At 67.9% G+C, this 21,052-nt stretch carries 18 protein-coding genes and 4 pseudogenes; 14 read left to right on the plus strand and 8 right to left on the minus strand.

Features of this window, described 5'->3' with window-relative positions:
• Positions 1-147: 147 nt before the first annotated feature.
• Positions 148-450, minus strand: a complete 303-nt coding sequence (locus tag ACWFRU_RS38605; protein ID WP_453692897.1) for a hypothetical protein — start codon at positions 448-450, stop codon at positions 148-150.
• Positions 451-609: 159 nt separating this feature from the next.
• Positions 610-1,209: an SMI1/KNR4 family protein gene (locus ACWFRU_RS38610; RefSeq protein WP_453692899.1), complete on the minus strand. Its 600-nt coding sequence runs from the start codon at positions 1,207-1,209 to the stop codon at positions 610-612.
• A 228-nt stretch (positions 1,210-1,437) separates the two neighbouring features.
• On the opposite strand from ACWFRU_RS38610, the gene ACWFRU_RS38615 reads away from it, so the two are divergent.
• The 3 genes and pseudogenes from ACWFRU_RS38615 to ACWFRU_RS38625 all read left to right on the plus strand — a co-directional run.
• Positions 1,438-1,989 carry a hypothetical protein gene (locus ACWFRU_RS38615; RefSeq protein WP_453692901.1) on the plus strand — a complete coding sequence of 184 codons (552 nt, stop codon included), beginning with the start codon at positions 1,438-1,440 and terminating at the stop codon, positions 1,987-1,989.
• A gap of 307 nt (positions 1,990-2,296) precedes the next feature.
• Positions 2,297-2,793 (plus strand): annotated as a pseudogene (locus ACWFRU_RS38620) (hypothetical protein); the annotation flags it as partial.
• Positions 2,794-2,809: 16 nt separating this feature from the next.
• A pseudogene (locus ACWFRU_RS38625) lies at positions 2,810-3,093 on the plus strand (YdcF family protein); the annotation flags it as partial.
• A 109-nt stretch (positions 3,094-3,202) separates the two neighbouring features.
• On the opposite strand, the gene ACWFRU_RS38630 reads toward ACWFRU_RS38625, so the two are convergent.
• Positions 3,203-4,465, minus strand: coding sequence for an MFS transporter (locus ACWFRU_RS38630; RefSeq protein ID WP_453692903.1), 1,263 nt, complete (start codon positions 4,463-4,465; stop codon positions 3,203-3,205).
• 111 nt (positions 4,466-4,576) lie between these two features.
• Between ACWFRU_RS38630 and ACWFRU_RS38635 the strand changes: the two genes are divergently transcribed.
• Both ACWFRU_RS38635 and ACWFRU_RS38640 read left to right on the plus strand, forming a co-directional pair.
• A complete protein-coding gene (locus ACWFRU_RS38635; protein WP_453692905.1) occupies positions 4,577-4,954 on the plus strand; it encodes an ArsR/SmtB family transcription factor in 378 nt (125 codons plus the stop codon).
• Between the two features lie 1,994 nt (positions 4,955-6,948).
• Positions 6,949-7,835 (plus strand): IS5 family transposase gene (locus ACWFRU_RS38640; protein WP_453692907.1). Its coding sequence is split into 2 segments (ribosomal slippage): positions 6,949-7,498 and positions 7,498-7,835, totalling 888 coding nucleotides; the frame shifts between segments, so codons are not numbered across the junction.
• Between the two features lie 27 nt (positions 7,836-7,862).
• On the opposite strand, the gene ACWFRU_RS38645 is transcribed toward ACWFRU_RS38640, so the two are convergent.
• On the minus strand, positions 7,863-8,246 hold the full coding sequence (locus ACWFRU_RS38645; protein WP_453692976.1) for a VOC family protein: 384 nt from the start codon (positions 8,244-8,246) through the stop codon (positions 7,863-7,865).
• 309 nt (positions 8,247-8,555) lie between these two features.
• On the opposite strand from ACWFRU_RS38645, the pseudogene ACWFRU_RS38650 reads away from it, so the two are divergent.
• The 3 genes and pseudogenes from ACWFRU_RS38650 to ACWFRU_RS38660 all read left to right on the plus strand — a co-directional run.
• A pseudogene (locus ACWFRU_RS38650) lies at positions 8,556-9,395 on the plus strand (IS5 family transposase).
• Between the two features lie 139 nt (positions 9,396-9,534).
• A complete protein-coding gene (locus ACWFRU_RS38655; protein ID WP_453692909.1) occupies positions 9,535-9,936 on the plus strand; it encodes an SLATT domain-containing protein in 402 nt (133 codons plus the stop codon).
• A gap of 156 nt (positions 9,937-10,092) precedes the next feature.
• Positions 10,093-10,300: pseudogene (locus ACWFRU_RS38660) on the plus strand (ATP-binding protein); the annotation flags it as partial.
• A 122-nt stretch (positions 10,301-10,422) separates the two neighbouring features.
• Here the strand turns inward: ACWFRU_RS38660 and ACWFRU_RS38665 are convergent.
• Entirely contained in the window at positions 10,423-10,719 is a 297-nt protein-coding gene (locus ACWFRU_RS38665; RefSeq protein ID WP_453692911.1) for a hypothetical protein, read from the minus strand.
• Between the two features lie 539 nt (positions 10,720-11,258).
• Between ACWFRU_RS38665 and ACWFRU_RS38670 the strand changes: the two genes are divergently transcribed.
• Both ACWFRU_RS38670 and ACWFRU_RS38675 read left to right on the plus strand, forming a co-directional pair.
• The gene (locus tag ACWFRU_RS38670; RefSeq protein WP_453692913.1) at positions 11,259-11,828 is read left to right on the plus strand and encodes a YrhB domain-containing protein; all 570 of its coding nucleotides are present in this window, start codon (positions 11,259-11,261) and stop codon (positions 11,826-11,828) included.
• A gap of 574 nt (positions 11,829-12,402) precedes the next feature.
• Positions 12,403-12,984 (plus strand): hypothetical protein, encoded by a 582-nt coding sequence (locus ACWFRU_RS38675; RefSeq protein ID WP_453692915.1) that lies wholly within the window; start codon positions 12,403-12,405, stop codon positions 12,982-12,984.
• A 150-nt stretch (positions 12,985-13,134) separates the two neighbouring features.
• Here ACWFRU_RS38675 and ACWFRU_RS38680 read toward each other — a convergent pair whose 3' ends face one another.
• The 3 genes from ACWFRU_RS38680 to ACWFRU_RS38690 all read right to left on the minus strand — a co-directional run bounded on the left by ACWFRU_RS38680 (position 13,135) and on the right by ACWFRU_RS38690 (position 15,865).
• Complete coding sequence (locus ACWFRU_RS38680) at positions 13,135-13,887, minus strand: hypothetical protein (RefSeq protein ID WP_453692917.1); 753 nt, start codon at positions 13,885-13,887, stop codon at positions 13,135-13,137.
• The gene (locus ACWFRU_RS38685; RefSeq protein WP_453692919.1) at positions 13,884-14,327 is read right to left on the minus strand and encodes a hypothetical protein; all 444 of its coding nucleotides are present in this window, start codon (positions 14,325-14,327) and stop codon (positions 13,884-13,886) included. The genes ACWFRU_RS38680 and ACWFRU_RS38685 overlap by 4 nt, the downstream gene beginning before the upstream one ends.
• Before the next feature lie 341 nt (positions 14,328-14,668).
• Positions 14,669-15,865: a TolB family protein gene (locus ACWFRU_RS38690; RefSeq protein WP_453692921.1), complete on the minus strand. Its 1,197-nt coding sequence runs from the start codon at positions 15,863-15,865 to the stop codon at positions 14,669-14,671.
• 307 nt (positions 15,866-16,172) lie between these two features.
• Between ACWFRU_RS38690 and ACWFRU_RS38695 the strand changes: the two genes are divergently transcribed.
• From ACWFRU_RS38695 to ACWFRU_RS38710, 4 genes are all read left to right on the plus strand, one after another.
• Positions 16,173-18,149 (plus strand): hypothetical protein, encoded by a 1,977-nt coding sequence (locus tag ACWFRU_RS38695; RefSeq protein ID WP_453692923.1) that lies wholly within the window; start codon positions 16,173-16,175, stop codon positions 18,147-18,149.
• 234 nt (positions 18,150-18,383) lie between these two features.
• Positions 18,384-18,581, plus strand: coding sequence for an acyl carrier protein (locus ACWFRU_RS38700; RefSeq protein ID WP_453692978.1), 198 nt, complete (start codon positions 18,384-18,386; stop codon positions 18,579-18,581).
• A complete protein-coding gene (locus ACWFRU_RS38705) occupies positions 18,581-19,816 on the plus strand; it encodes a beta-ketoacyl-[acyl-carrier-protein] synthase family protein (RefSeq protein ID WP_453692925.1) in 1,236 nt (411 codons plus the stop codon). The genes ACWFRU_RS38700 and ACWFRU_RS38705 overlap by 1 nt, the downstream gene beginning before the upstream one ends.
• Positions 19,817-19,834: 18 nt before the next feature.
• On the plus strand, positions 19,835-20,731 hold the full coding sequence (locus ACWFRU_RS38710; protein WP_453692927.1) for an alpha/beta fold hydrolase: 897 nt from the start codon (positions 19,835-19,837) through the stop codon (positions 20,729-20,731).
• Positions 20,732-21,052: the final 321 nt, after the last annotated feature.

Consider the following 21,052-nt stretch of genomic DNA (forward strand, 5'->3'; position numbering starts at 1 on the left):
CCGCTATGAGAAACGTGCCTACATCTACCTCGGCACCATCACCCTCGCGGCCCTCACCATCTGGCTCCGAACATGATCCGAGAAACAGTGCCTAGCCCTGCTGGCTTTGCAGCTCCCCGACGAGGTGGCCGCCCGCCATAGGGGCAATCACTTCGTCGGCGGTACCAACGCATTCGTCGCAGGCGGCTCCGTGGCGGGAGTTGCCTCGCCCATCTCGGCTGCATCGATGTCGACTTCGCAGCCTTCCGGGATCTTCTCGCTGGAAGTCGCGCAGGCTGAGGGGTCGGCATCGGGTGCGCCCCTGTTCGCCTTGCCCTGGCCCTTGCCCTGTTCGTCCGAGGTCGAGGTGCCGGAGGACGGATTGCCGTCCGAGGTCGACGAGCAGGCCGCCGAGCCCATCACCGTGCACAGGATCAAAACGGCCGAAGCCGCAGCAGTACGAGTACGCACGTAAGTCCCCCCAACACGGACGCGGAGTGTCCGGCCCGTCAATTGATCAACCATGCCACCTTGAGTCCTGCTGCTGGCGTGGCAGGTGTGAAGAGATTGCAGACCTGCTTAGCGGGTCATCTCGTTTGGAACCCTCCCGTGCCGGTGAGTGCCAGCACCTCACATGCCGCGGTCTGGGCCGTACCAAGGCTCGGGACGTTCGCCGGCAGACATCGGGAGGTGCTGAAGTTTCACAGGGCCTGGATAGAAAGCTGAGCTGTTGGGGCCGGTCATGTCATCGCCGACCAGGTAGCGATAGAGCCATTCGGTGAAGCCCATGCGGTGCTCTGCCCAGGTTTCGTCATAGCTGACCACGAGCCTGGTGGCATCGGCGGCCGCGCCGAGGAAGACCGTCTCTCCTCGGTCGGTGCTCGCGATCGGCCACAGACCGTTGAGGGTGCCGAAGCTCAGCTCCTCGAGTCCGAAGAGCTGGCGGGGATCCTCGTCCCCGTCGAGGTCGAGCTCCTCCCAGAACACTTCTGACCAAGCCAGACTGGTGTCCCGGATCCACTGGACCAGGTTCCAGCGCTCGGTCGCAGGGTGGGACAAGTACAGGTGGCCGTTGAGTTGAATCGGGGCGTATGCGTCGACGATCACCTGGTAGTCAGACGGCAGCTGTATGCCGAGATCGGCGTGGAGGCGGTCCCATGCCGACGGGTCTGCGTAGCGGTTTTGTGCCGGTCCGAGCATCGCCATGGTGGCAGCCAGGTAGTCGGTCATGGGATACCTCGTTGGTATGTATCGACGCTGAGCAACGGGCCAGCGGCAGGGCAGGATCGTCCGAATGCGTGTACGGATCATGCCAGCCTGCCGTATTCGCCGGACAGGCCACCATCCTGCGGTAGCAGATCAGGCCGACCACTTCCTGGCCTTCGCAGGCATCGCGGCACCCCTTGTCTGCTACAGCCGTCCGACCAAGGGGCGCAGAGCTCGCTAGCATCGCCGCTCATGATCGCAGTGGTCGTCACCATCGGGCTGGCGTTCGTCGGCTACATCGTCACCTACCTCAACGGCTTGCGCCTGTCGCAGCGCCAAGAACGTCTCGCCCGCGTGAATCGCCAGCTCAGCGACTTCTACGGGCCCTTGTTCGCCCTCACGGAAGCCAACAGCCGTGCCTTCGGCGCGTTCGTGGAACGTCACGCTCGCCCTGGTGGAATGTCGCCGTTCGCTCATGAGACTCCACCCACTACGGAAGAGCTCACCGAGTGGCGGCTGTGGGTGACTACCGTCTTTCTTCCGAATATCCAGGCCATGCGCGACCTGGTGACCAAACACGCGGACTTGTTGAGCGAACCAGAGATGCCGCCGCTTCTGCTCCAACTGTGCGCGCATGTGTCGGGCTACGAGATCACGGCCGCCCGGTGGGCGCAGGGAAACCACGACCAGCACCTCTCGGTGGTGTCGTTCCCCAGCGAGGAGCTCGCCGCCTACGCGCGCCAGGGATTCTCCGCGCTTAAGAAGAAACAAGCCCGCCTGCTGGGGCAACGGCAGGGCAGCTGACCAAGCACGACGACGTCTTCACGCGTACGCGGCTAAATCTGGCATCCGGCACAAGATCGCGTCCCGAACCTGTCGGGCGCTCACGTCATGGAGCGGAGCTGGAGATCGGGTGTGGAGCAGGGCGGCTCCACCGACGCCATCTTTTATGGTGCTCTCCACCGCCTCGCAACGGACGGGGCTGACGGCGCGCAAAGCGTTGCGTATGTCGCGCCGCTGCCAGATCGCGCGAGCCACGCGCGGGTGCTCGCCGCGTCGTCCACGTCCAGGCCGGGGACGGCGGCAGGGCTCGGGTCGGTGGTGGCGCAAAGAGGTGGCCGGACAGCTGGAGATCCCCGCCCGCCACTATGAGATCCTCGCCGTCGATGACCGGCTCTCCCGGCGTGATTCAGGGCTCGGCTGTGGGCGGGGACCGCACTGAGCAAGGACGGCCGGCACGACTAGGCGACGCGCGTCATGACCGCCGCGGCCCGCGACTTCGAAGACCTCACCGCACCGGACGACTGGTCGGTGGCCCACCAGGTTATCGCCCTCGCCCGCCGCGGCGCCGGCGACCTCACCGGGGCCCTGCACCTGATCGACATTGCCCGCAGCAGCGGCGTCACCGACTCCCCGATACAACGCGTGCGACTGGACACCGCTCACGGCCACATCCTGCTTACCGATGCGTCGAAGCGCGATGATGGGTTCCTCGTCCTCGACCGGGCCGCGAAGGTAGCTGCGCGGCACGGACTGGTGCATCAACTGCGCAGCATCGAGGGCGTCAAGGCCATGAGCGGCGGACCGCCCGGACCCCGGCAGCGGTGACCAGGGAAAAGATCGCGTGCCCAACGACCAGCAGACCATCACCGAGGACCAGTGGCACCGGGCCAAGCTGATCTGGAACTACCACAGATGCAGCACGAACTGCGACCCGTCGACGTGGCGATCGGGCTGGGCAGCCACGACCTCGGCGTCGCCGCGCATGCCGCCGAGCTGTATCGCTACGGGCTCTTCGCGGGCCTGGTGTCTACCGGCGGCAAGAGCCCCACCACCGCCAAGGTCTTCCCCCGTGGGGAGGCCGTCCACTTCCGTGAACATGCCATCAACCTTAGCGTCCCGACCGAGGGCTCCTCGGCGGGTGTGATGGCCATGCTGGCCGCCGTAGCGACCATCTTCCGGTGGTGTAGCGCCGGCCGGGGGCTCTCTGCCGGGTGCTCTTCCTACGGGTGCTGTTTCAGGCCGGGTCAGTCACCTGAGGGCGGGTGGCGCGCACGATGAGGGCGCCGGTGACCGCTAGGCTCGTCAGGATGATGGCGAAGAGGGTGGCGCCGTAGGTCAGCCCCACGGCGTCGCTGAGGTAGCCGGCTGAGACGGGCAGGATGCCGGCGAGGAGGTAGCCGCCCACGTTGAGCGCGGCGTTGGCCTCGGCCAGACGCTGGGGCGCCACGGTGGAGTTAAGCAGTGACAGGCCGCCGAGCTGGCCCATGCCCTGGCCGGCGCCGGCCAGCAGCGCGGACAGGACCAGGACGGCCACCGTCGAAGTGTGCACGGCAACGATCAAGGTGATCATGCTCAGCGTGGTGCTGGCCGCGCCGGCCGTGAGGATGGTGCGGCGGCTGTGGCGCTGCACGGCGAACTGCACGCCGGTGGCGGCCAGGAACATCACAAATGCCATGGCGCCCGCGAGGACCCGGCTGGTGGTGCCCAGCAGCCCCGACAACAGCGAGGGACCCAGGGAGAGCACGAAGGACGTGGCCGTGATGCCGGGAGCGAATACCGCGATCCCCAGCGTGAGGTGGCGCCCGTTGCCGGCGGGCACGCCGGGCACGCGCACCCAGGCGCCCGTGGTCCGCGCCGCAGGGCGGCGCACCGGCATCTGCAGCACCACGAGCAGGGCGGTGGCCAGGAGTACGGCTTCCACGATGAAAACGGTCACGGTCGGCGCGGGTGCCACCTCGGAGAGCACGCCGGCGAGCAGCGGGCCGACACCGGCCCCGAAGACCATCGCGCAGGAAGCAAGGAGGGCGGCGAGCCGTTTGCGTGCGGGCCCCGCGACATCGGTGACCGCGGCCATACCCGCGGAGACGACGGCGCCGACCGCGATCCCGGTGAACAGCCGGGCCACGATCAGTGCCATCACACTGCCGGCGGTCGCGAAGATCAGGCAGGCGGCCAGGGCGAGGGCGAGTGCGGGCACCAGGACCGGCTTGCGGCCGATGCGGTCGGACACCACGCCGCAGACGAGCAGTGAGCCGATGAGCCCGACGATGTAGAAGGCGAACACCACGGTCAGCGTGCCCTTGGAGAACCCGATGTCCCGCTGCCACAGCACATACAGCGGGGTCGCCGCATTGGAGAGCACGAAGACAGCCGTGACCGGCCAGGCGGCCAGCCAGACCCACCACAGCGGCGCGACAGGCCGCCGGCCGGCCTGCTCGCCGCCTTCAGATGGCCTTGCGTCAACGGCGTGGACGGTTGCGGCCTGGGTCTCGGACATGACAGTTCCTCCCGGTCATCCCTGCCGAACACCGACAGTACGAGTCGAGTCGAACTTAACATGCAGTACGATCAGAGTCGTACAGAGGAATCACGTGATGAGGTCCCGCCAATGCCCCAGCAGCAGACCGCCGCGCACCCGTTCAAGGTGCTCCCGGAACCGCCCGACCTGCCCGAACCCCTCCCGGAACCGGCCACGCAAGAACTCCGCCTGGAAACCGTCCTCGCCGCCCTCAGCGACCCCCTGCGCCTGACCATCGTCCGCAAACTGTTGCTCGAGTCCGAAGAGTTCGACCACACCTGCAGCTGGTTCGGCCTCGACCGCCCCAAGTCATCGCTGACCCACCACTTCAAGGCGCTACGCGAAGCCGGAATCACCCGACAGCGCCAATACGGCCTGGAACGCCGAAGCCACGTCCGCATCGACGACCTCAACGCCCGCTTCCCCGGCCTCCTGAACCTGGTCGCTGACTGGACACCCCAGGCCTGACACCTCTCCCACGGCCACGCAGCCCGGCGGTTTCCTCAGCCCCGCCCGAGCCTGACCGGCTCCCGCGCCCAGGCCGAGAAGGATGCGGCGCGCCAGCGCACCGCGGCACGATCGCGACGGCCCTCAAGCGCGTTACCCCGGCTGGCAGTTGCGCATCTTCGGCGTGCCCGCAAGGACGCCATGGCCCTGCGCGATCTTCTGACCAGCCGCGACTGCACCATCGACAAGATCGCCCAGCTCCTGCGCTCCTGCGCTCCTGGCCCACCTCCAGCTGACGACGCCACGGGCACGCCGCCGCCTACACCGCCCCGGCGTAGCCTCCAAACCAGGCACGCCCATCCGGCTCCTGCGCCGCACTACGTGGGCGTCGGCGCATTCCCGCAGCGTCGACGCCCACGAGCGGGACGTACCGGCCGTGGAGGGGAGCGCGTCACGGCGATACGCCCAAACTCCACCCTCCTCCATCAGTGGGGCGCAAAGCGGAACGGGGGTAGCGCATTTCGCCTACGCCAGGAGGCTCTCCGGCGCCCCTTCGAGACGCGTCCCAATCTTCCCAGGAGAGCGAATCCGTGCGCGGGCCCGAACTCTAGGGATATGTCCCGGCGTCGGTGCAGGTACCACCTCGCATCGTGGGCACCCGAACCATCACGGCCTGGCTCGCATCACGGTGAGGGCCACGGACGAGCAGATTGCTCTGGCCGTCGCTCACGGCTCATTGTCAGTCACAACACCACCAGCGTCTTCCAGCCCTGACGGGGGCCCGGTGAGGACGCTGTTCTCGTGTGCACGTACGGGGCCGCGGAGCCTTTGTCCGCATACTCCGAAACGGTCCGCCCCGACCAGCGAGTGACGGGCCGATGTGATCCAGCGGGCCAAGGCCGGGATCGCGATCCCGAGTGCCTTTCGGGAAGCGCCGTGGCGAAACCCGCCTGATCAGGTGCGGGTCTGGGTGGGAACCAGCGGATGGGCGACTGGGCCTGAAAATCTGCGGGTCGTCAGCACCTGCCTTGCACAACGTCGTCGGCGGCGTCGCAGAATCCGACGCCCGTCTGCTCCGATGACGGGAGGCGGCTGGTCTTCATGCCGGTCCTCGGCCGGGGCCCGTGCCTTGCGCCAGGACGCCTTCACGCCCCGGCCCCGCATCGTCATCGGCCGCAAACATGCCCGCGGCGTCCGGCGACCGCAACTGGCTCGACCAGATCGGCGCCGGCCTGTCGACGGTCGCCGCCGACCCGCCGAACGCGCCGCTGTACGGCAGAAACGGGATGTTGCGCACCGCCCCCGATACGCCGGCCCCCGGTCGCCCCAGATCACATCGCGCAACGTGCGCCGCGCACCGGCCACTGGGCACCGTATTGCGCATTGCGCAGCGTTCACCGTGTGTGGGTGCGTGTGATGGCCGTCAGGGCGCAGCGACCGTCTGGTGCGCAGTCATCGTACGGCCCGCTCTGGGTGGGTGCGCGGGGCGGCGGTTGTCTGCGCCGGTCGGTGTACGTGTGTGCTGCTGCGGTGAGTTGAGGGTGGTTGCGCAGTGGGCTGACCTGGGTGGTCGGGGTAGCGGCAATGGCGGTGGTCGGTATCTACCACTCGGCGGTTGCACGGGGCATCGCCTGCCAGGGGCGCGTTGCGCAGTGCGGCCGCGGGGTATCGCCCGTCGGCCGAGCGGCGGTGGCCGCGCACGGTGGGGGTGATTGCGCAGACCGTGGGGGATCGCTGCGCACCATGCCGACCAGGCCCCTCTCGCCGTCGTCGGACAGCGCCGACGCGCTGGCTCATCAGCGTACGGTGGCGTGTCGCACACCAGCCCATCGTTGTCACGGCCTCGTCGAAGGTCCGCGCGCGGCGGGGTCTGGTGGCGCTGGGTAGGGGGTGGTGGTCGGGTCCGACCACCGACGTCTGATGCGTTGTGACGTCATCGTTACCGTGGTCGGGGAGAAGTGGTCGACTAGGGCGTGTGTCGAAAGTGGATCTTGGGCTGTGAATGATGGCAGTTCATGGGTCGGGGAGATCTCACGGACGAGCAGTGGGTGGTGTTGGAGCCGTTGTTGCCGAAAGGGATGAAGGCGGGACGGCCGCCTGTCTGGCCTCGGCGGCAGTTGATCGACGGCATACGGTTCCGGGTCCGGACCGGTGTTCCGTGGCGGGACGTGCCCGTCGAGTACGGGCCGTGGGGCCGGATCTACGACTTGTTCCGTCGCTGGCAGCGGGACGGCACCTGGCACCGGGTCCTCGCCCGCCTCCAGTCCCTGGCCGACGCGAAGGGCGCGATCACGTGGCACCTGAGCGTCGACTCCACGGTATGCCGCGCCCATCAGCATGCAGCCGGGGCTCGCAAGCGGGGTGACCTGCAGAAGGAACCACCGGGCGGCGTTTTTGACGAGCCCCGCGATCACGGGCTGGGACGCTCGCGCGGCGGGTTCACCACCAAACTGCACCTGGCCGTCGAGCAAGGTCAGAAGCCTATGTCGATCGTGGTTACGGCAGGACAGCGCGGTGACTCTCCGCAGTTCGAACCCGTGCTGGAGAAAGTCCGCGTGCCCGCACCGGGCCGGGCCGACCACGCGTCCGCCCCGACCGCGTGCGGGCCGACAAGGCGTACGCCTCCCGCAAGAACCGCGCCTATCTGCGCCGCCGGGGAATCCGCTGCACCATCCCGGACAAGGCCGACCAAGTCTGCAACCGCAAGAAGCTGGGTTCCCGCGGCGGCCGTCCGCCGAAGTTCGACCCGGAGGATTACAAGGCCCGCCACGCGGTCGAGTGCGGAATTAATCGCCTCAAAAGGCACCGCGCTGTGGCCACGAGGTACGACAAGCTCGCGGTCCGTTACGAGGCGACCGTCCTCGTAGCAGCCATCAACGAGTGGCTGCGACCAGGGGCATAGGAAGTCGGCCAGGATGGCGCGTAGGCGTCAGGAACCCATCGCGGCTCGGTCGGACTCGCTGCGAAGAACGCAGAATTCATTTCCTTCGGGATCAGCAAGGACCGCCCAGCCAGAGCCATCGGGATTCCGGTGATCGGTGACAAGGGTGGCACCGAGACTGAGCAGCCGTTCCATCTCCTGCTCACGCGAGGTCTCGGGGCGCAAGCACAAATGGAACCGGTTCTTGATCGTCTTAGCCTCGGGCACCTGGTTGAAGTACAGCACAGGGCCCTCCGCCAGCAGCACCTCAGCAGTCCGGTCACCCGGTTTGTCCTCGGGATGCTGGGGACGGCCGGTCACCGCGCTCCAGAACCGGGCCAGCTCGTAGGCATCCGCACAGTCAATCGCCACGTTCTGCAATACCGAAACCATGCGCGCGAGCATTCCTCACTTCCACACCAGACGCCACCGAGTTGCGTTCAGCGTTCGCGCACACAGCTCAGGCGCAGAGCAGCACTTTCGATACACGCTCTAACTGAGCGTTTGGTCCTGTCTGTTGGCGACCTGGTGCGGTTTTCTGGCCCTGGAGTTCTGGGACTGGCGTGAGCGGTGAGGTGCCCGTCTAGCCGGTGACAGCAGAGGCTTGTTTCGCCCGAACTCCTCCAGTCTCGTCCCAACGCGCCCCGCCTCGCCTTCTTTTGACCGCTGGCCAGGGCGGCCATCGCGCAGTACATCCAAGACATGACCGGGCAGCGCGGCTACCCCAGCGACCTCTCCGACGCCCGCTGGGCACTGATCGAACCCGTCCTCACGGCCTGGCGGGTCCAACGTCGCCAGTACGCCCTGGACATCGGGCGCCCGCCCGAACACGACCTGCGGCAGATCCTGAACGCCATCCTGTATGTGGACCGCACCGGGATCCCCTGGCGCTATCTGCCGCACGACTTCCCGCCCCACCCAACGGTCTACGGCTACTTCGCACGGTGGCAGCAGGACGGAGTCTTCACGCAGCTCACCGGGCTGCTGCGAAGGCTCGCCCGCCAAGCCGAGGGCCGAGACGGCGAGCCGTCGGCCTGCGTGCTGGACTCCCAAACCATCAAGACCTCCGCCAACGTGCACCTGGCCGACCAGGGCACCGACGCCGGGAAACGGATCATCGGCCGCAAGCGCCACCTGGGCTGTGACACGCTGGGCCTGCTGCTGACGGTGCTGGTCACCGCCGCGAGCGTCTCGGACACCGCGGCCGGCGTGACGCTGCTGTCCCGCATCGCCGCCGCCCACCCGCGGGTGACCAAGGCCTGGGTAGACGCCGGTTATCGCACCACCGCCATCGAGCACGGCGCCCGCCTGGGCATCGACGTCCACCCGGTCCAACGTCCCCCGGGCGCCCGGGGGTTCATGGTCATTCCGAGACGCTGAACCATCGAGCGGAGCATCGGCTGGCTCATGCACCACCGCAGACTCGCCCGCGACTACGAAACCCACCCGCACCGATCCGAAGCCATGATCCACCTCGCGATGATCGACCTCATGACCCGTCGCCTCACCGGCGAAACCACGCTCAATTGGAGGGGCACCTAGCGTCAGCAGGCCAGAAGTTGATGGCATTCACTTGTTCGACGGGAGTGGCATGACAGATGAAGGGCCCCCGAGGGCGGGATTGGCGCCACACGAGGTGGCGCTGTGGCTGAGGGCGCAACTGATTCAAGGGGTCGCACTAGTGAGCGTCCGCAAGGTCAGGTTCCGGCGATCTGCCGCACTTATCAGGATATGCTCCCTGACCCTCTCGTCCGCCTCGACAGTACTGCTAGGACTTCAGGATCTCGGCCTGTGGGCGAACGTCGCTTTTGCGATGGTCGCCATCGCGACTGCGGTCAGTGCGGTTGAGGCCTTCTTCAACTGGCGGGCTCGCTGGCAGGCCATGGAAGAGGCCCAGTATCGACTGCTCGGGCTCCGAGACGAGCTGGACTTCCTCCTTGCCCGCACGCCACCGAACGATCTAGGCCAAGCCGACCTTGATCCCATCTTCACGCAGTGGCAAGCCGTGTGGAGTGATATCAACCGACAGTGGATGGCACTTAGACCGGGGGAAGAAGCAATCGGATACCCATCCTCCCCGTGAGTCCACGTGGTCGCCGAGAGCGCAAAACGGGTGGCCACCGCAAGTTCAGATGAAACGTGTCTTGGAGGACCAAACGCTCAGTAAGCGGTCGGGGGCAGCGGGGTGCCTTGGGGCATGGATCTCACGGACCGCGTGGCGTGGCGGCTGGCCTAGCACCAGGTCTTGACCGAAAGCGCGGAGAACAACGGGTCGCCATCGCCTCCAACGAGTCCTTTGACGGGTGGACCATGACCTTCACGGGTCCCCGCCTCTGCGCGGCCTCATCGACCGCCTCATCTTCAGCACCCTTATCGAGACCGGCCCCGTCTCCTGCCGCCTCGCCAACACCCGAGCGCGAGCCGAAGATCCAGCGACGGCCGGCTGACCACCGCAGGCTCATACCCGACGGCCCTCCGCCCTCAGTCCTCCGCCCTCCGGCGCGGAGAGTCGTCGCCGGTACGCACTTTCTGCGCTCGTGAGTCCCGGTCAGTCCTGGGCTCTTTGCCTCTACCAGGCATTCCAGAGCACACCATGACGGTGGCGAACCGGCGGTATATCCGCGTCGTCCAGGTCGTGGCCAGCGCGGTGCAGCCCGCGGATACGCTGGGCCTCGAGGCGCCCCTGGAGCCGGGCGCGGCCCTCAGCCGAAGCAATCTCACCGGTGAACGAGCCCTTCCTGCAGTACAGCACCATCCATTGCCAAGAGGTGATCTGGCGCAGCGTCTTCGCCGGGGCAGGGCGACGGCCTTCACGGGCTGCTTGGGCCAGTTCAGCGTTCGCGTAGCGCAGGTCATACAGGGACATGGCCTCCGACGTGCCCTCTCGGACGCGGAGCTGTCTGGGAGTCGTGCGGACGGTTCGGGACATCAGGAGCCTCCGTCAGGCCCTCTGGGCTTTCCAGAGGCGTCTACGGCGGGTGCGCAGGGGTCAGCACCACCCAGCTCCCTTCCTCGGGCGGGACGATCTACCAGCAACAGCACAGTAGTCGCGCGGAGATGTGGAAGCCGAGATTTTGCGCTCGCCCCTACTGCCGGGTCAAGCCGCTCCAAATTCCTTCACGGAACTGCGGTCAGACCCTCTGCCGGATGACGTCATCTCCCGTGAATGTTCACGGTGCTCAAGATCGTCATCTGCTGCCCAAGTGCTGACTAATCGCTGCTCCTCATGGGTTCTGGCTCAACTTCTGTGACGGACCTCCGTAAATGATCATCGGGTGTCCCTTCGCTCTGGGAAGCAGCAGCGTCCCTTGCCGCCGTTCGCGTGCGTCCTTGTGGTCTGCCAAGGCGTTGAGCGAGCAGGGAAACTTGGTGGTAGCCCTACAGGCCGTACGAGATGCTGCCAAAGTGATCGAACGAGAAGCAGCGGTTCAGACCGTTGAGGAAGAGCTCGAACGCAACTACCAGCGAGAGCTGTCGCTTGGGCTTGACCCGATACACCTGGCTGTGTCGCATGTAGAGCAGCATGAGCTGGTATGGATTGTTTCCTGGACATCTGAGGAGTATCTGTGCACCCGGAACCCGGACTTCGCGCTGGTCGGGAATGGGCCGTACCTTGTTGACCGCGTCGACGGAAGCCTGCACCAGATCGGTGTGGTCTCCGCAGTATCCAACGCATGGGAGACGGACTACCGAGTCCGCATTCGCGGGCAGGTCACACGGACCGCAGTGGACGATCTGCACGATGAGGTCCGGGCGGTGGCAGGCGCTCGTGGGAGGGTTCACGCGATGCACACGCTGCGCCAGAAAGTGCCAGCGCTCTCCCACGCTCAGATCATCGAGTACGTGAACGCCTTGCAGCATGGTGATGTTCCGGCGCGCCTTGTGGAGGTCTCCTCCAGGGAGCTGGTGTCGCCTATCGACCCGTTCTTGTCCGTGGTGACCATCCGCAGAGCCGCGAACCGTTCAGGTGCCTGACAGCATCAGTTGCCCTCACGCAGTGAGGAGAGCACCCAGTACGGCTTTGTCCCGTGGCGTCAATGTCGCCTACTGGGGCTCAGAGGCGTAGCAGAAGGGGCATGTGCGAGAAGCGAGAGAGACATGACTGAACTCAGTGCATTTATCTCGAATAGCACACCAATGATGATCATAGCGCTGATAGTCGGCGCGGTAGTCTTCATCTTGGTGACTGTACGTTCAAAGAGGAAATAGTAGTCCGAGATGTTCGCATCGGACCTGCAGAGCGTCGGCTGCCGAAATCTTCATCGAGCTCGTATTACGGCTCATCAATTTGCTTCATCGATCTCCAGGTCGGCCCCCTTTGCGAAGAGTTGACCCGCCAAGACGCTTTGGTGGCGGTCGGCCTTCGGGGTTCCGACCGCAAGACGGACAGCGAAGGTTCCACCCTCATCGCTTAGCAGCAGTGCGAGGTCCGTGCTCCGGCCGGGGCGGATGCCTCCCTCAGAGATGCTCCTGACAGCGCTCATCTCCCCGTTCCCCCCCGTGCGCGCCGTCACGAGCCGTGCGCGCCCTCACGAACCGGGAGAACCACATGAAGGTCGTCGTCAGACTCGCCCCCGAAGTGGAGACGCTGGTGGAGGGGGCCGTCACGGAGGCGCTTCGCGACGGGCGCGGCGAAGCGGTCCGCCTGTATGTCGCCGCCTGTGCGGAACGCATGGCGCCCCTGTTCGTCGGCCTGCGGGCGGGCGTACCGGGGCGGGAAGCCGACCTGGACCTCTATGTGGAGTCCGTGAGCGGTCTTTGGGTTGCCGACAAGCCACTCGCCGATGCCGCCGAGCGAGTGCGCTGGCTTGAGCGGTTTCCGGAGTTCCAGCCGGACGACGAGGAGATCAGCGGAGTCGCCGACACCTACGCGTTCTTCGCTGCCCTCTGCCTGCGCTATGCCCTGCTGGCCCACAACTCGGGCAACGCTGATGACGCGGTGTCCTGCGGCCATACGGCACTGACTGCGATGGGCATGCTTGACCAGAATGTGGCAGGTGCCAGCCTTCTGGCCGACGAGCAACGGCTCCAGTCCCTCTCGCTGAGCGGTGACGCCGCAGGTCTGTGGGACGCGAGCGTCACCGCAGGGCGAGAGAGGTTGCGTGCCGTGCTGGGTCGCCTGCCCCGATAGGCGTCCTCCTGATCGCTGCCTGTGCGATGTGGCCTCTGACTACGCGGCTGTGACCAGGTCGTCGGGTGGGCAACCGCTCCGCCTGGACGGCTGCGTTTGCCCGTGGGAGGGGTGCGGGGCCGGCTGGTCAAGGGCGTCGGTTGGTCGTCGCTATGGGGAGCGGGTGTAGGTCAGCCCGCGGTCGGTGCCGTCGTTGGTGCGGTGCAGCTTGTCTTCGCCCGTCAGGGTCAGTGTCGAGGCTTCGCCCGGCTTGCACGCCGTGGCCGGTTTTGCCGAGGCCACCGTCGACTCCCTCAGCCGGATGGCGCCGATGGTGACGGAGTCCAGCCGTGCCTCGAACACGCAGTGGTATGTCCCTCCTGTGTCCGACGGTCCGTCCGCCGTCAAGGTCATCACCGTGTCACCCACGTCGCCCTGTCGGATGACCATTCGCCGGGGGTTGTCGCCGAGGTCGTTGTGGATCGTCGCTTGCCAGGTGCCGAGGTAGCCCTCCGGCCATGCTTGCGTCGGGGGCTGCTCGTCCACGGAGGTTTCCTCGTGGTAGACATAGGCACCGATGGTGATGGCTGCCACGGCTGCGGCCGTGGCCAGGATGACTCCGCGGCGCGGGCGTTGACCGGGCGCAGGCCTGGGGGGCGTCCCGAGGGTCACCAGCGGGGACAGGGTGCAGGAAGCGATGTCGCCGGCACTCTTGGCTTCTGCTTCTGCTTTTGTTCCTTGTACCGGTGTGCCGGACTGTGCGGTGGTGGGCAGGCGGTGCACGCGGATGCCGATGACCGCGGCGGCGGCCCGGCGGACCAGCGTCCGGCCCGGTGCCCGGATCAGGACGCGAGCGCGGCTGGGCCGCTGGTCGACTCCGATCGTGGCTGCGGCGGCCCGGCGCAGTAGCGTGGGCCGGGTCATTCGGCGCCCCTGGGACCCGCGGCCGGCCGCGGGGGCCCGCCTTGTGCGTCCGGCAGCCCGGGCACCGGCGGTTGAGGGGCCTCAGGCGCGTTGGGATCGCCGATGACGGCCTCGGCCAGCCTGGAGTGCTTGAGCTGGACGAGGAGCACAGGCGCCGAGGCGCCGACGGCGAACGTCGCGAAGCCCCCGCTGATTTGACCCCAGGACGCCATGAGCAGGGCCACCCCGGCCCCCAGCGTGATGTGCACCACGGCTGCGATGCTTTCGCCTGCGACGTCATAGAAAGAACTGAACGCGGGCGGTTTCTCGGCCTCGGGCTGCTCGGCGATCCGGAATTCCTGCCGCCGCACGAGCCATTCGGACATGCAGTCGTATGCGTGCACGATTCCACGCACCGCTCCGCCTGCCGCGCCGATCAGAAGCAGACTCGCAGTGTCCACGTGTCCTCAGCTTATGCAGAAAGACTCAGACGGTCGGTACTTAAGGCTACGGACGTCCACTACGCGTGAGAAGAGGAGCACCCGAACCAAGCAGGTCAAAGACCTTTGCCCAGAGCTTTGCTGCCGGGCCTGCGTGAGGGCTGGTCGGCGCCCCGACGGTGCCAATGGACAGTTCGCCGCGCTGTTTCGTATCAGAGAGTTTCGCCCCTTCGGTCCGTGCGCGACAGCCTCGACCGCAGCGGCCAAGCCCAGGGCGGCGGCGGGAAACGGACGGCCGCCGCGGTGGTCCCGCCGCCCGCCCCGGTGCGGGCCGCTGGGCACGCACCGGGGGGGGCGCCCGCTCAACGCAGGGTGCGCACGAAGACATCCCCGATCAGATTGTTGTCGTCGGGCACCAGGCCGGGGTGGTAGGAGTCGAAGACGGCCGTCGACTCGTCCGCGCTCAGTGCCGCGCGGCCCACGGTGACGGGCTTGCCGTCCTGACCGGGCGAGAGCAACTCCTCGTGACCGGTGCGCGCCTCGCGCAGGATCAGACCCAGGGAGACGTAGTTCGCGTCGGCGGTGTTGAGGAGCAGCTTCGAGCCGTCCGCCGACAGGTCCGACACCAAGGTGACGTCGGTGGGGGAGTGGCCGTCGTAGCGCTGAAGTGTGCCGGTGCGCAGATCGCGGACGAAGGCGTTCCAGGACGTGCTTGTGTCTCCGTTGGGGTCGGTGCCCGGGACCAGGTTCGTGGCCACCGAGTTGAAGGCGACCTTGGTGCCGTCGGCGCTGAGCACCGGTGCCTGTGCCGACCTGTCGGCCGGTGTCCCGTCGTGGGTGACATCGGCCTGCACGGTCTTCCCGGTCACGCGGTCGTAGACCAGGATGTCGGCCTTGTCTTCGTCGGACGGCCCCGTATAACCGACCTGATAGGCCACCTTGCGGCCGTCGGCACTCAGGGAGATGTCCTGGCAGCCACGGGTCGTGGACGGTCCCGCCCGCCACAGCCGCTGACTTTGGCGGTCCAGGAGCATGATCCGGCAGCGGGTCACCCCGTCCTCGTCGGCGGCTGTCTTGGCCACGAAGGCGAGGTAGCGTCCGTTCGCGCTGAGCGGGGCCGGGCCCCCGTACGCGCGATAGCCTCCCGGGAGTGCGGGCGCGACGGGCTGGATGCGCCCCGTGCGCAGATCCATCACGTGCACGGAGTACTTCTGGCTCGCGGCGGACCACGAGGTGAACGTCAGATGCCGCCCCGACTCGGACACCCTGGGCATCATCGTCGATTCACCGGGCACCTCCACACGCTGGAGGGGCGCGCCGGGAGCCGTCCGGTAGAAGACGTTGTTGGGCATGTTCGTCCCGGGCAGCAGGTTGTTCGCCGAGGACATGAACGCGACGACTCGCCCGTCCGCGCTGACGGTCGGATCCACCGAGTGCCAGTTCCCGCCGGCGCCATCGGGTGCGACGCTGATCCGTTCGGTGCGCGGAGCCGGGTCGTCGCTCGCCGCCCCCGCGGGAGAGGCAAGACAGGTGAGGACGGCCGTGAGGCCGACGGACATGCAGATCCCTAACGCGGGTCTCATCAGGTGTCTCATCAGGTAATTCCCCCTTCGGCCCGAGCGCGGCCACCGCCGCCCTCCAGCCCTCGTGCCCGATGACAAAGGTCGCCCCGGCACTGTGGTGCGCGGGACTCACGCGATGAAAGCGCGGAGTGCGGAGCGGGTCAATGCATCCGCAGACGACTTTCCGATGCACGGGCTCCGGGCAACTTCCTCTGGTGGTGTACGCCGACGCCGCCCGCACCCGGGCGCGTCGGGTGCCCGGCACCGGCGCCAAGGCGGCCGTGCGATCCGGCAGGATGTGGGCATGTCCCACACCCCGATACGCCCCGCACAGCCCTGCGATGAGAAGTGGATCGCCCCGGCCCTCAACGGTTTCATCGAAGGTTCCGGACACTGGAGGCCTGGCACGCTCGCCGTGTTCAGTGAGGTCGGCGACTACTTGACCGGAAGCGGCGAGGCGGCGCCCGCGCGGTATTTGGGCTGGAACTGGTACCGGTTCATCGGCCGGTGCGGGGCTGTGGCCCTGCGGGCGAGTTCCTTTCACGTGCAGGACCATCTGCGCGCGGTCCAACTGGCGATGCTGGAAGTCTGGGCAGAAACCCCCTTTGCCGACCCGCAGGTTCGCAGCCGGATGCGTACGGGCGTCCTCGAACTCGCCGACACGGGCCGGCGTGCCGTTCGGACCGGTGAGGGTGCGGTGGTCGCTCTGCACGGGCTCGGCGCCGACCAAGACGGGCAGCGTTTCCTCGAGGTGCGTACCAGCACCGCGCAGCCGCCGGCCCCCGGTCGGATCACGGCCGCCGAGCCGGTGCCCGCGGCTGGTTGGGACACCCCCGAGCGGCTGCGGCGCCTGGTGCAGCTGGTACGGCAGAAGGGCCCCGCGCCCTGGGACCGTGCGGCGGCCGCGCTGCTCGCCGAGCGGACCGGGCTGAGCCGGGCCGGCGCCGCGCTGCTGCTCGCCGGGATCCCTGATGTGAAGTACGGGTACCAGGGCCTGGATGCCGAGGCGCGCAAGGTGATGGGGCTCAAGCAGGCCGAGGCGGAGGCCGGTGAGCGGGAGTTGGCGACCCTGCGGGTGGCCGAGCGCCTCGACCTGCTGGCTGACGTACTGCCCGCCGACCCCGAGCAGCTGTGGCTGGAGGGTGGGCAGTTGGCGCTCGCCGAGCGGATCGCCGAGGCCTGGCGCAGGCAACAGGGCCTGCGCCCCGCCGTGCCGGAGGCGACGCTCGCCGTCGCCGCCGAACACAGCGATATACGGATGGCCCCGGCAGCCGTGTGCGCCGTGTTCGCCGATCCCGGACGCGAGCCGCGGCTGACCCGCGACCCGGACACCCGGCTGCGGGTGAACAGCATCAGCGGCGGCGGCTGGGAGGGCGAGGAGGGGTTCCGGTTCAGGGAGCTGCTCGCCGTGGTCTGCGACGCCGTCGACTGGGTGTACGCCGAGCTTCCCGAAGGAGATCCCGTACGCCGGGGTGTCCCCGAGACCCTACGGCTGTTGCAACAACGCCTGGCCCAACCGGAGTTGCTGCTCTCCGCCCGCGGCCGCAGCCTGCGCGGGCGCACCGTGGCGGAACTGCTGCCGGCCTTCCCCGGCGCCCTGCCCTACCTGGACGCCGCCGAGCCGCTGGCCCATCCCACCCTCGATGACGGCCTGGTCGTCGTGTCCGAGGCCGGGTTCGACCGGCGCGGTGAGCGCGAGGCGCCCGGCGTGTACTTCCGGCCTGGCCGCTACGGGGCCGACGAGCGCTCGCGCCGCCTGGAAACCGTCGTCGACGCGGAGGACTCGCATCTGGCCTTGGTGAGACGGCTGCGCGGCCCGGAGTTCGAGCGGATCGTGCAGCGCATCACCGAGGGGTCTTTGCCGCCGGGCGGCTACGAAACCGATCCGCGGCTGTCCGCACCCTCGGTGGTGAAGGAGGCGGCCGCCGCCACCGGGCTGGATACAGACGCCGCCACTCTCTATCTGCAGCTGCTGGCCCTGCCCGTGCCCACCGATCGCCGTGTCCGCCGCTTCAACCGGTGGACTGCCGCGCACCACAAGGACGTTGTGGCCGCACTCCTTCAGACTGGTCTGGTCGTCGCCGACCGCAGGGCCCGGGCCGGGCGGGGGATATTCCTGCCCGGCGACTGGGCGAGCGGGGACAAGTTCTACCCTCCGATGGAGACCTGGAAGGCCGGGCTGCTCGGTGTCCGGATCATCGGGAGCAAGGTCTGCTCCCGACCCAACGCAGGCCCCCTGCCCGAACTCTTCGCCCGGGCCTGGCGGACGCATTCCCACTGACTGGGTGTTTGGTCCGCCTGACTGGGGTGTTTGGTCCGCAGATCTGCGTTTGGTGACGGGTTGTGCGGTGAATCCACATCCATGCGCAATTCGGTGATCCGTAAGGGTTGTCAATGCGCGTTCGGCGCCACTTGGTGCGCGGCCTGGCGTTGTCTGACTAAGGCCTCATCACTGCCGAGCGAGGAGCAGCAATTGCTGGATACCGCGGACCACGTCACCGACCTGCTGATCAGGATGTACCGGCTTTCGCCCACCTCCGTGGTTCCTGAGGTGCCGCTGCACCAGCTGCGCATCGACTCTCTCGCTCTGGAGGAGTTGCGGCTGGTGCTGGAGGACGAACTGGACATCGACCTGGAGGACGTGAACCTGACGTCCCGCAGCACGGTAGGGCAGCTGGTGGACGTCGTAGTCCTGAAGTCAGGGGTGGCGTGATGGCCGGCGCGCAGCACGGCGCTGCCGCAGTGACGGGGCTGGGCCTGGTGACCGCCGCGGGCAGCGACGCCAAGAAGACCTGGAGCGAGATCACTTCCGCCGGCTCCCCCCGGGGAGTGCGCACCCTGGAAGGGCTGCAGGGCCTGCCCTGTGACTTCATGTACACGGTCGAGGGACTCGACCTGGAGGCGGAGCTGGGCCGGGCCACGCTGCTCATGGACCGGTTCGCCCAGCTGGCGGTGGTCGCGGCCCGACAGGCCGTGGCCGATGCGGGGCTCGACCCGGCCACCTGGGACAACTCCCGCGTCGCCGTGGTGGTGGGCACGGCCCACGGCGGCCTGCACTACTACGACCAGCAGCAGGCCGTCCTCGATCAGCGGGGACCTCGCAAGGTCTCGCCTAAGGTCGCGCCGCTGAGCGTCAACAACAACGCCGCCGGCAGCATCTGTCAGGACCTCAGCGCGTGCGGGCCGAGCCTGGCGGTCAGCACGGCCTGCGCCTCGGGCACGGACGCGATCGGCACCGCGCTGGGCTGGCTGCGCGCCGGCCGCTGCGACATCGCTGTCGCCGGCGGGGCGGAGGCCCTGCGTTCGCGGCTGTTGTTCGCCAGCACCTGCCGGATGCGGGCGCTGTCGACCCGGGTGAACGATCCGGCGGCCGCCTGCCGGCCGTTCGACGTGGCCCGGGACGGCTTCGTCGTCGGCGAGGGTGCCGGGATGCTGGTGCTGGAGCGCCCGGAGCACGCCCGGGCCCGCGGCGCCACCGTCCGGGCGCGCCTGGCCGGGTACGGGTCGTCCAACGATGCCTTTTCCCCCGTGGCCAGCGACGAGGAGGGGGCGGGCATCGAGCGGGCGCTGCGGTCAGCGCTGGCTGATGCCGGCGCCGCTGCCACGGACATCGGGCACGTCAACGCTCACGGCACCTCGACCGTCATGAACGACCTGGTCGAAAGCGCCGCTCTGTACCGCGTCTTCGGCGACCGCCCGCTCGTCACCTCCACCAAGGCCATGACCGGCCACGCCCTGGGCGCCGCCGGCGGCATCGAGGCCGCCCTGACCGTCCTCGCCCTGGAGGAGCAACTGGTCCCGCCGACGGTGAACCTGGACGTGCAGGACCCGAGGGTGCCCGTCGAGGTGGTGGCCAAGACCGCCCGCCCCGCACGGCTGGAATGCGCGGCCTCGTCCTCGCTCGGCTTCGGCGGCCACAACGCCGTGCTCGTTCTCACCCGGCCCTGACCGAGAGGACCCCTGCTCATGGAGTCTGTTCGCACCCTGACCACGGACGGACTGGCCTTCACCTATCGGTCGCTGCGGCCGGCCGAGTCACGGACCGAGCCCCTGGTCGCGCTGGGCGGCGCCTTCCAGGGGATGTACGACTGGCCGCAGTTGGAGGACGCGCTCACCGGCGTGACCGGCCTGGTGACCGCCGACCTGCCCGGCTCCGGAAACTCAGACCTGCCGAGACCCGAGCACACCGTGGAGACCCTCGACGCGGCGCTCGACGCCATCGTCGACGACCTGCGCCTGCCACGCATCAACCTCTACGGCTACTCCTACGGTGCGGTCCTCGCCTTCCGCTACGCGCAACGCCACCCCGAACGCTGCGCCCGCCTGCTGCTCGGAGGCGTCCCCGCTCACCTCTCCGAGGCCCCCTTCACGCGCTACAGGCAAGCCGGAGCGCTGCTGCGCGCCGGCGACACGGAGGGCTTTGTCACCCGGGTCACCGCGGAGATGTTCTGCATGGACGAGAGCCGGCACGTCCACCGCCGGGAACTCGCCCTGCGCTACTTCCGGCGCTCACTGCTCAAGACCGCCCAACAAGCGCATGCCGCCTACCTGTTGGAGCGCGCCCTCGGCACGCGCACCGCCCTCGCGGGCGGCCTGACCGGCGTACCCACCCTGGTCTTCGCCGGCGAACACGACACCCTCACCACTCCCGAACTGCAACGTGCCTTCGCCTCGACCATCGATGGGAGCGACTTCGTGACGATCGCCGACTGCGACCACATGATGCTCCTCGAACGCCCGGACGCCGTCATCCGCCTCATCACCTCCTTCATCACTGACAGCCGGTCACTTTCATGCCACGTCGACGGCCACTTCACGGCAGCGCCTTCTGCCAATGAGCGGAGGGAAACGTCCCGCACGTGAGCAGTAGCGGAATACGCGGGTTCGTGCACCCTGCGCAGGTGGGGCTTCTCGGCGGATCGCACCTGCAAGACCAGTAATGAACGCAGGAGTTGGGCTGGTTTCGTCATCGGCCCCGCGTGCTGCGGAGCCGTGCAGCCAAGCAAGATCGTTCTCGCCGGTATTTCCTGTGCGCCAACCACGTGCCCGCGGAGCAGCCGAAGTCCAGCGTTCCGGAGGGCTTCGGCGAGGGGGTGGAAGCCACCGGTGGTGGTCACGAGGTGAGCGTGGTGCGCACACCCAGTCACGCCACGCCACCGCATTACGCAACCGCTCTACGTCACC

Source organism: Streptomyces sp. NPDC055099, assembly GCF_053607685.1.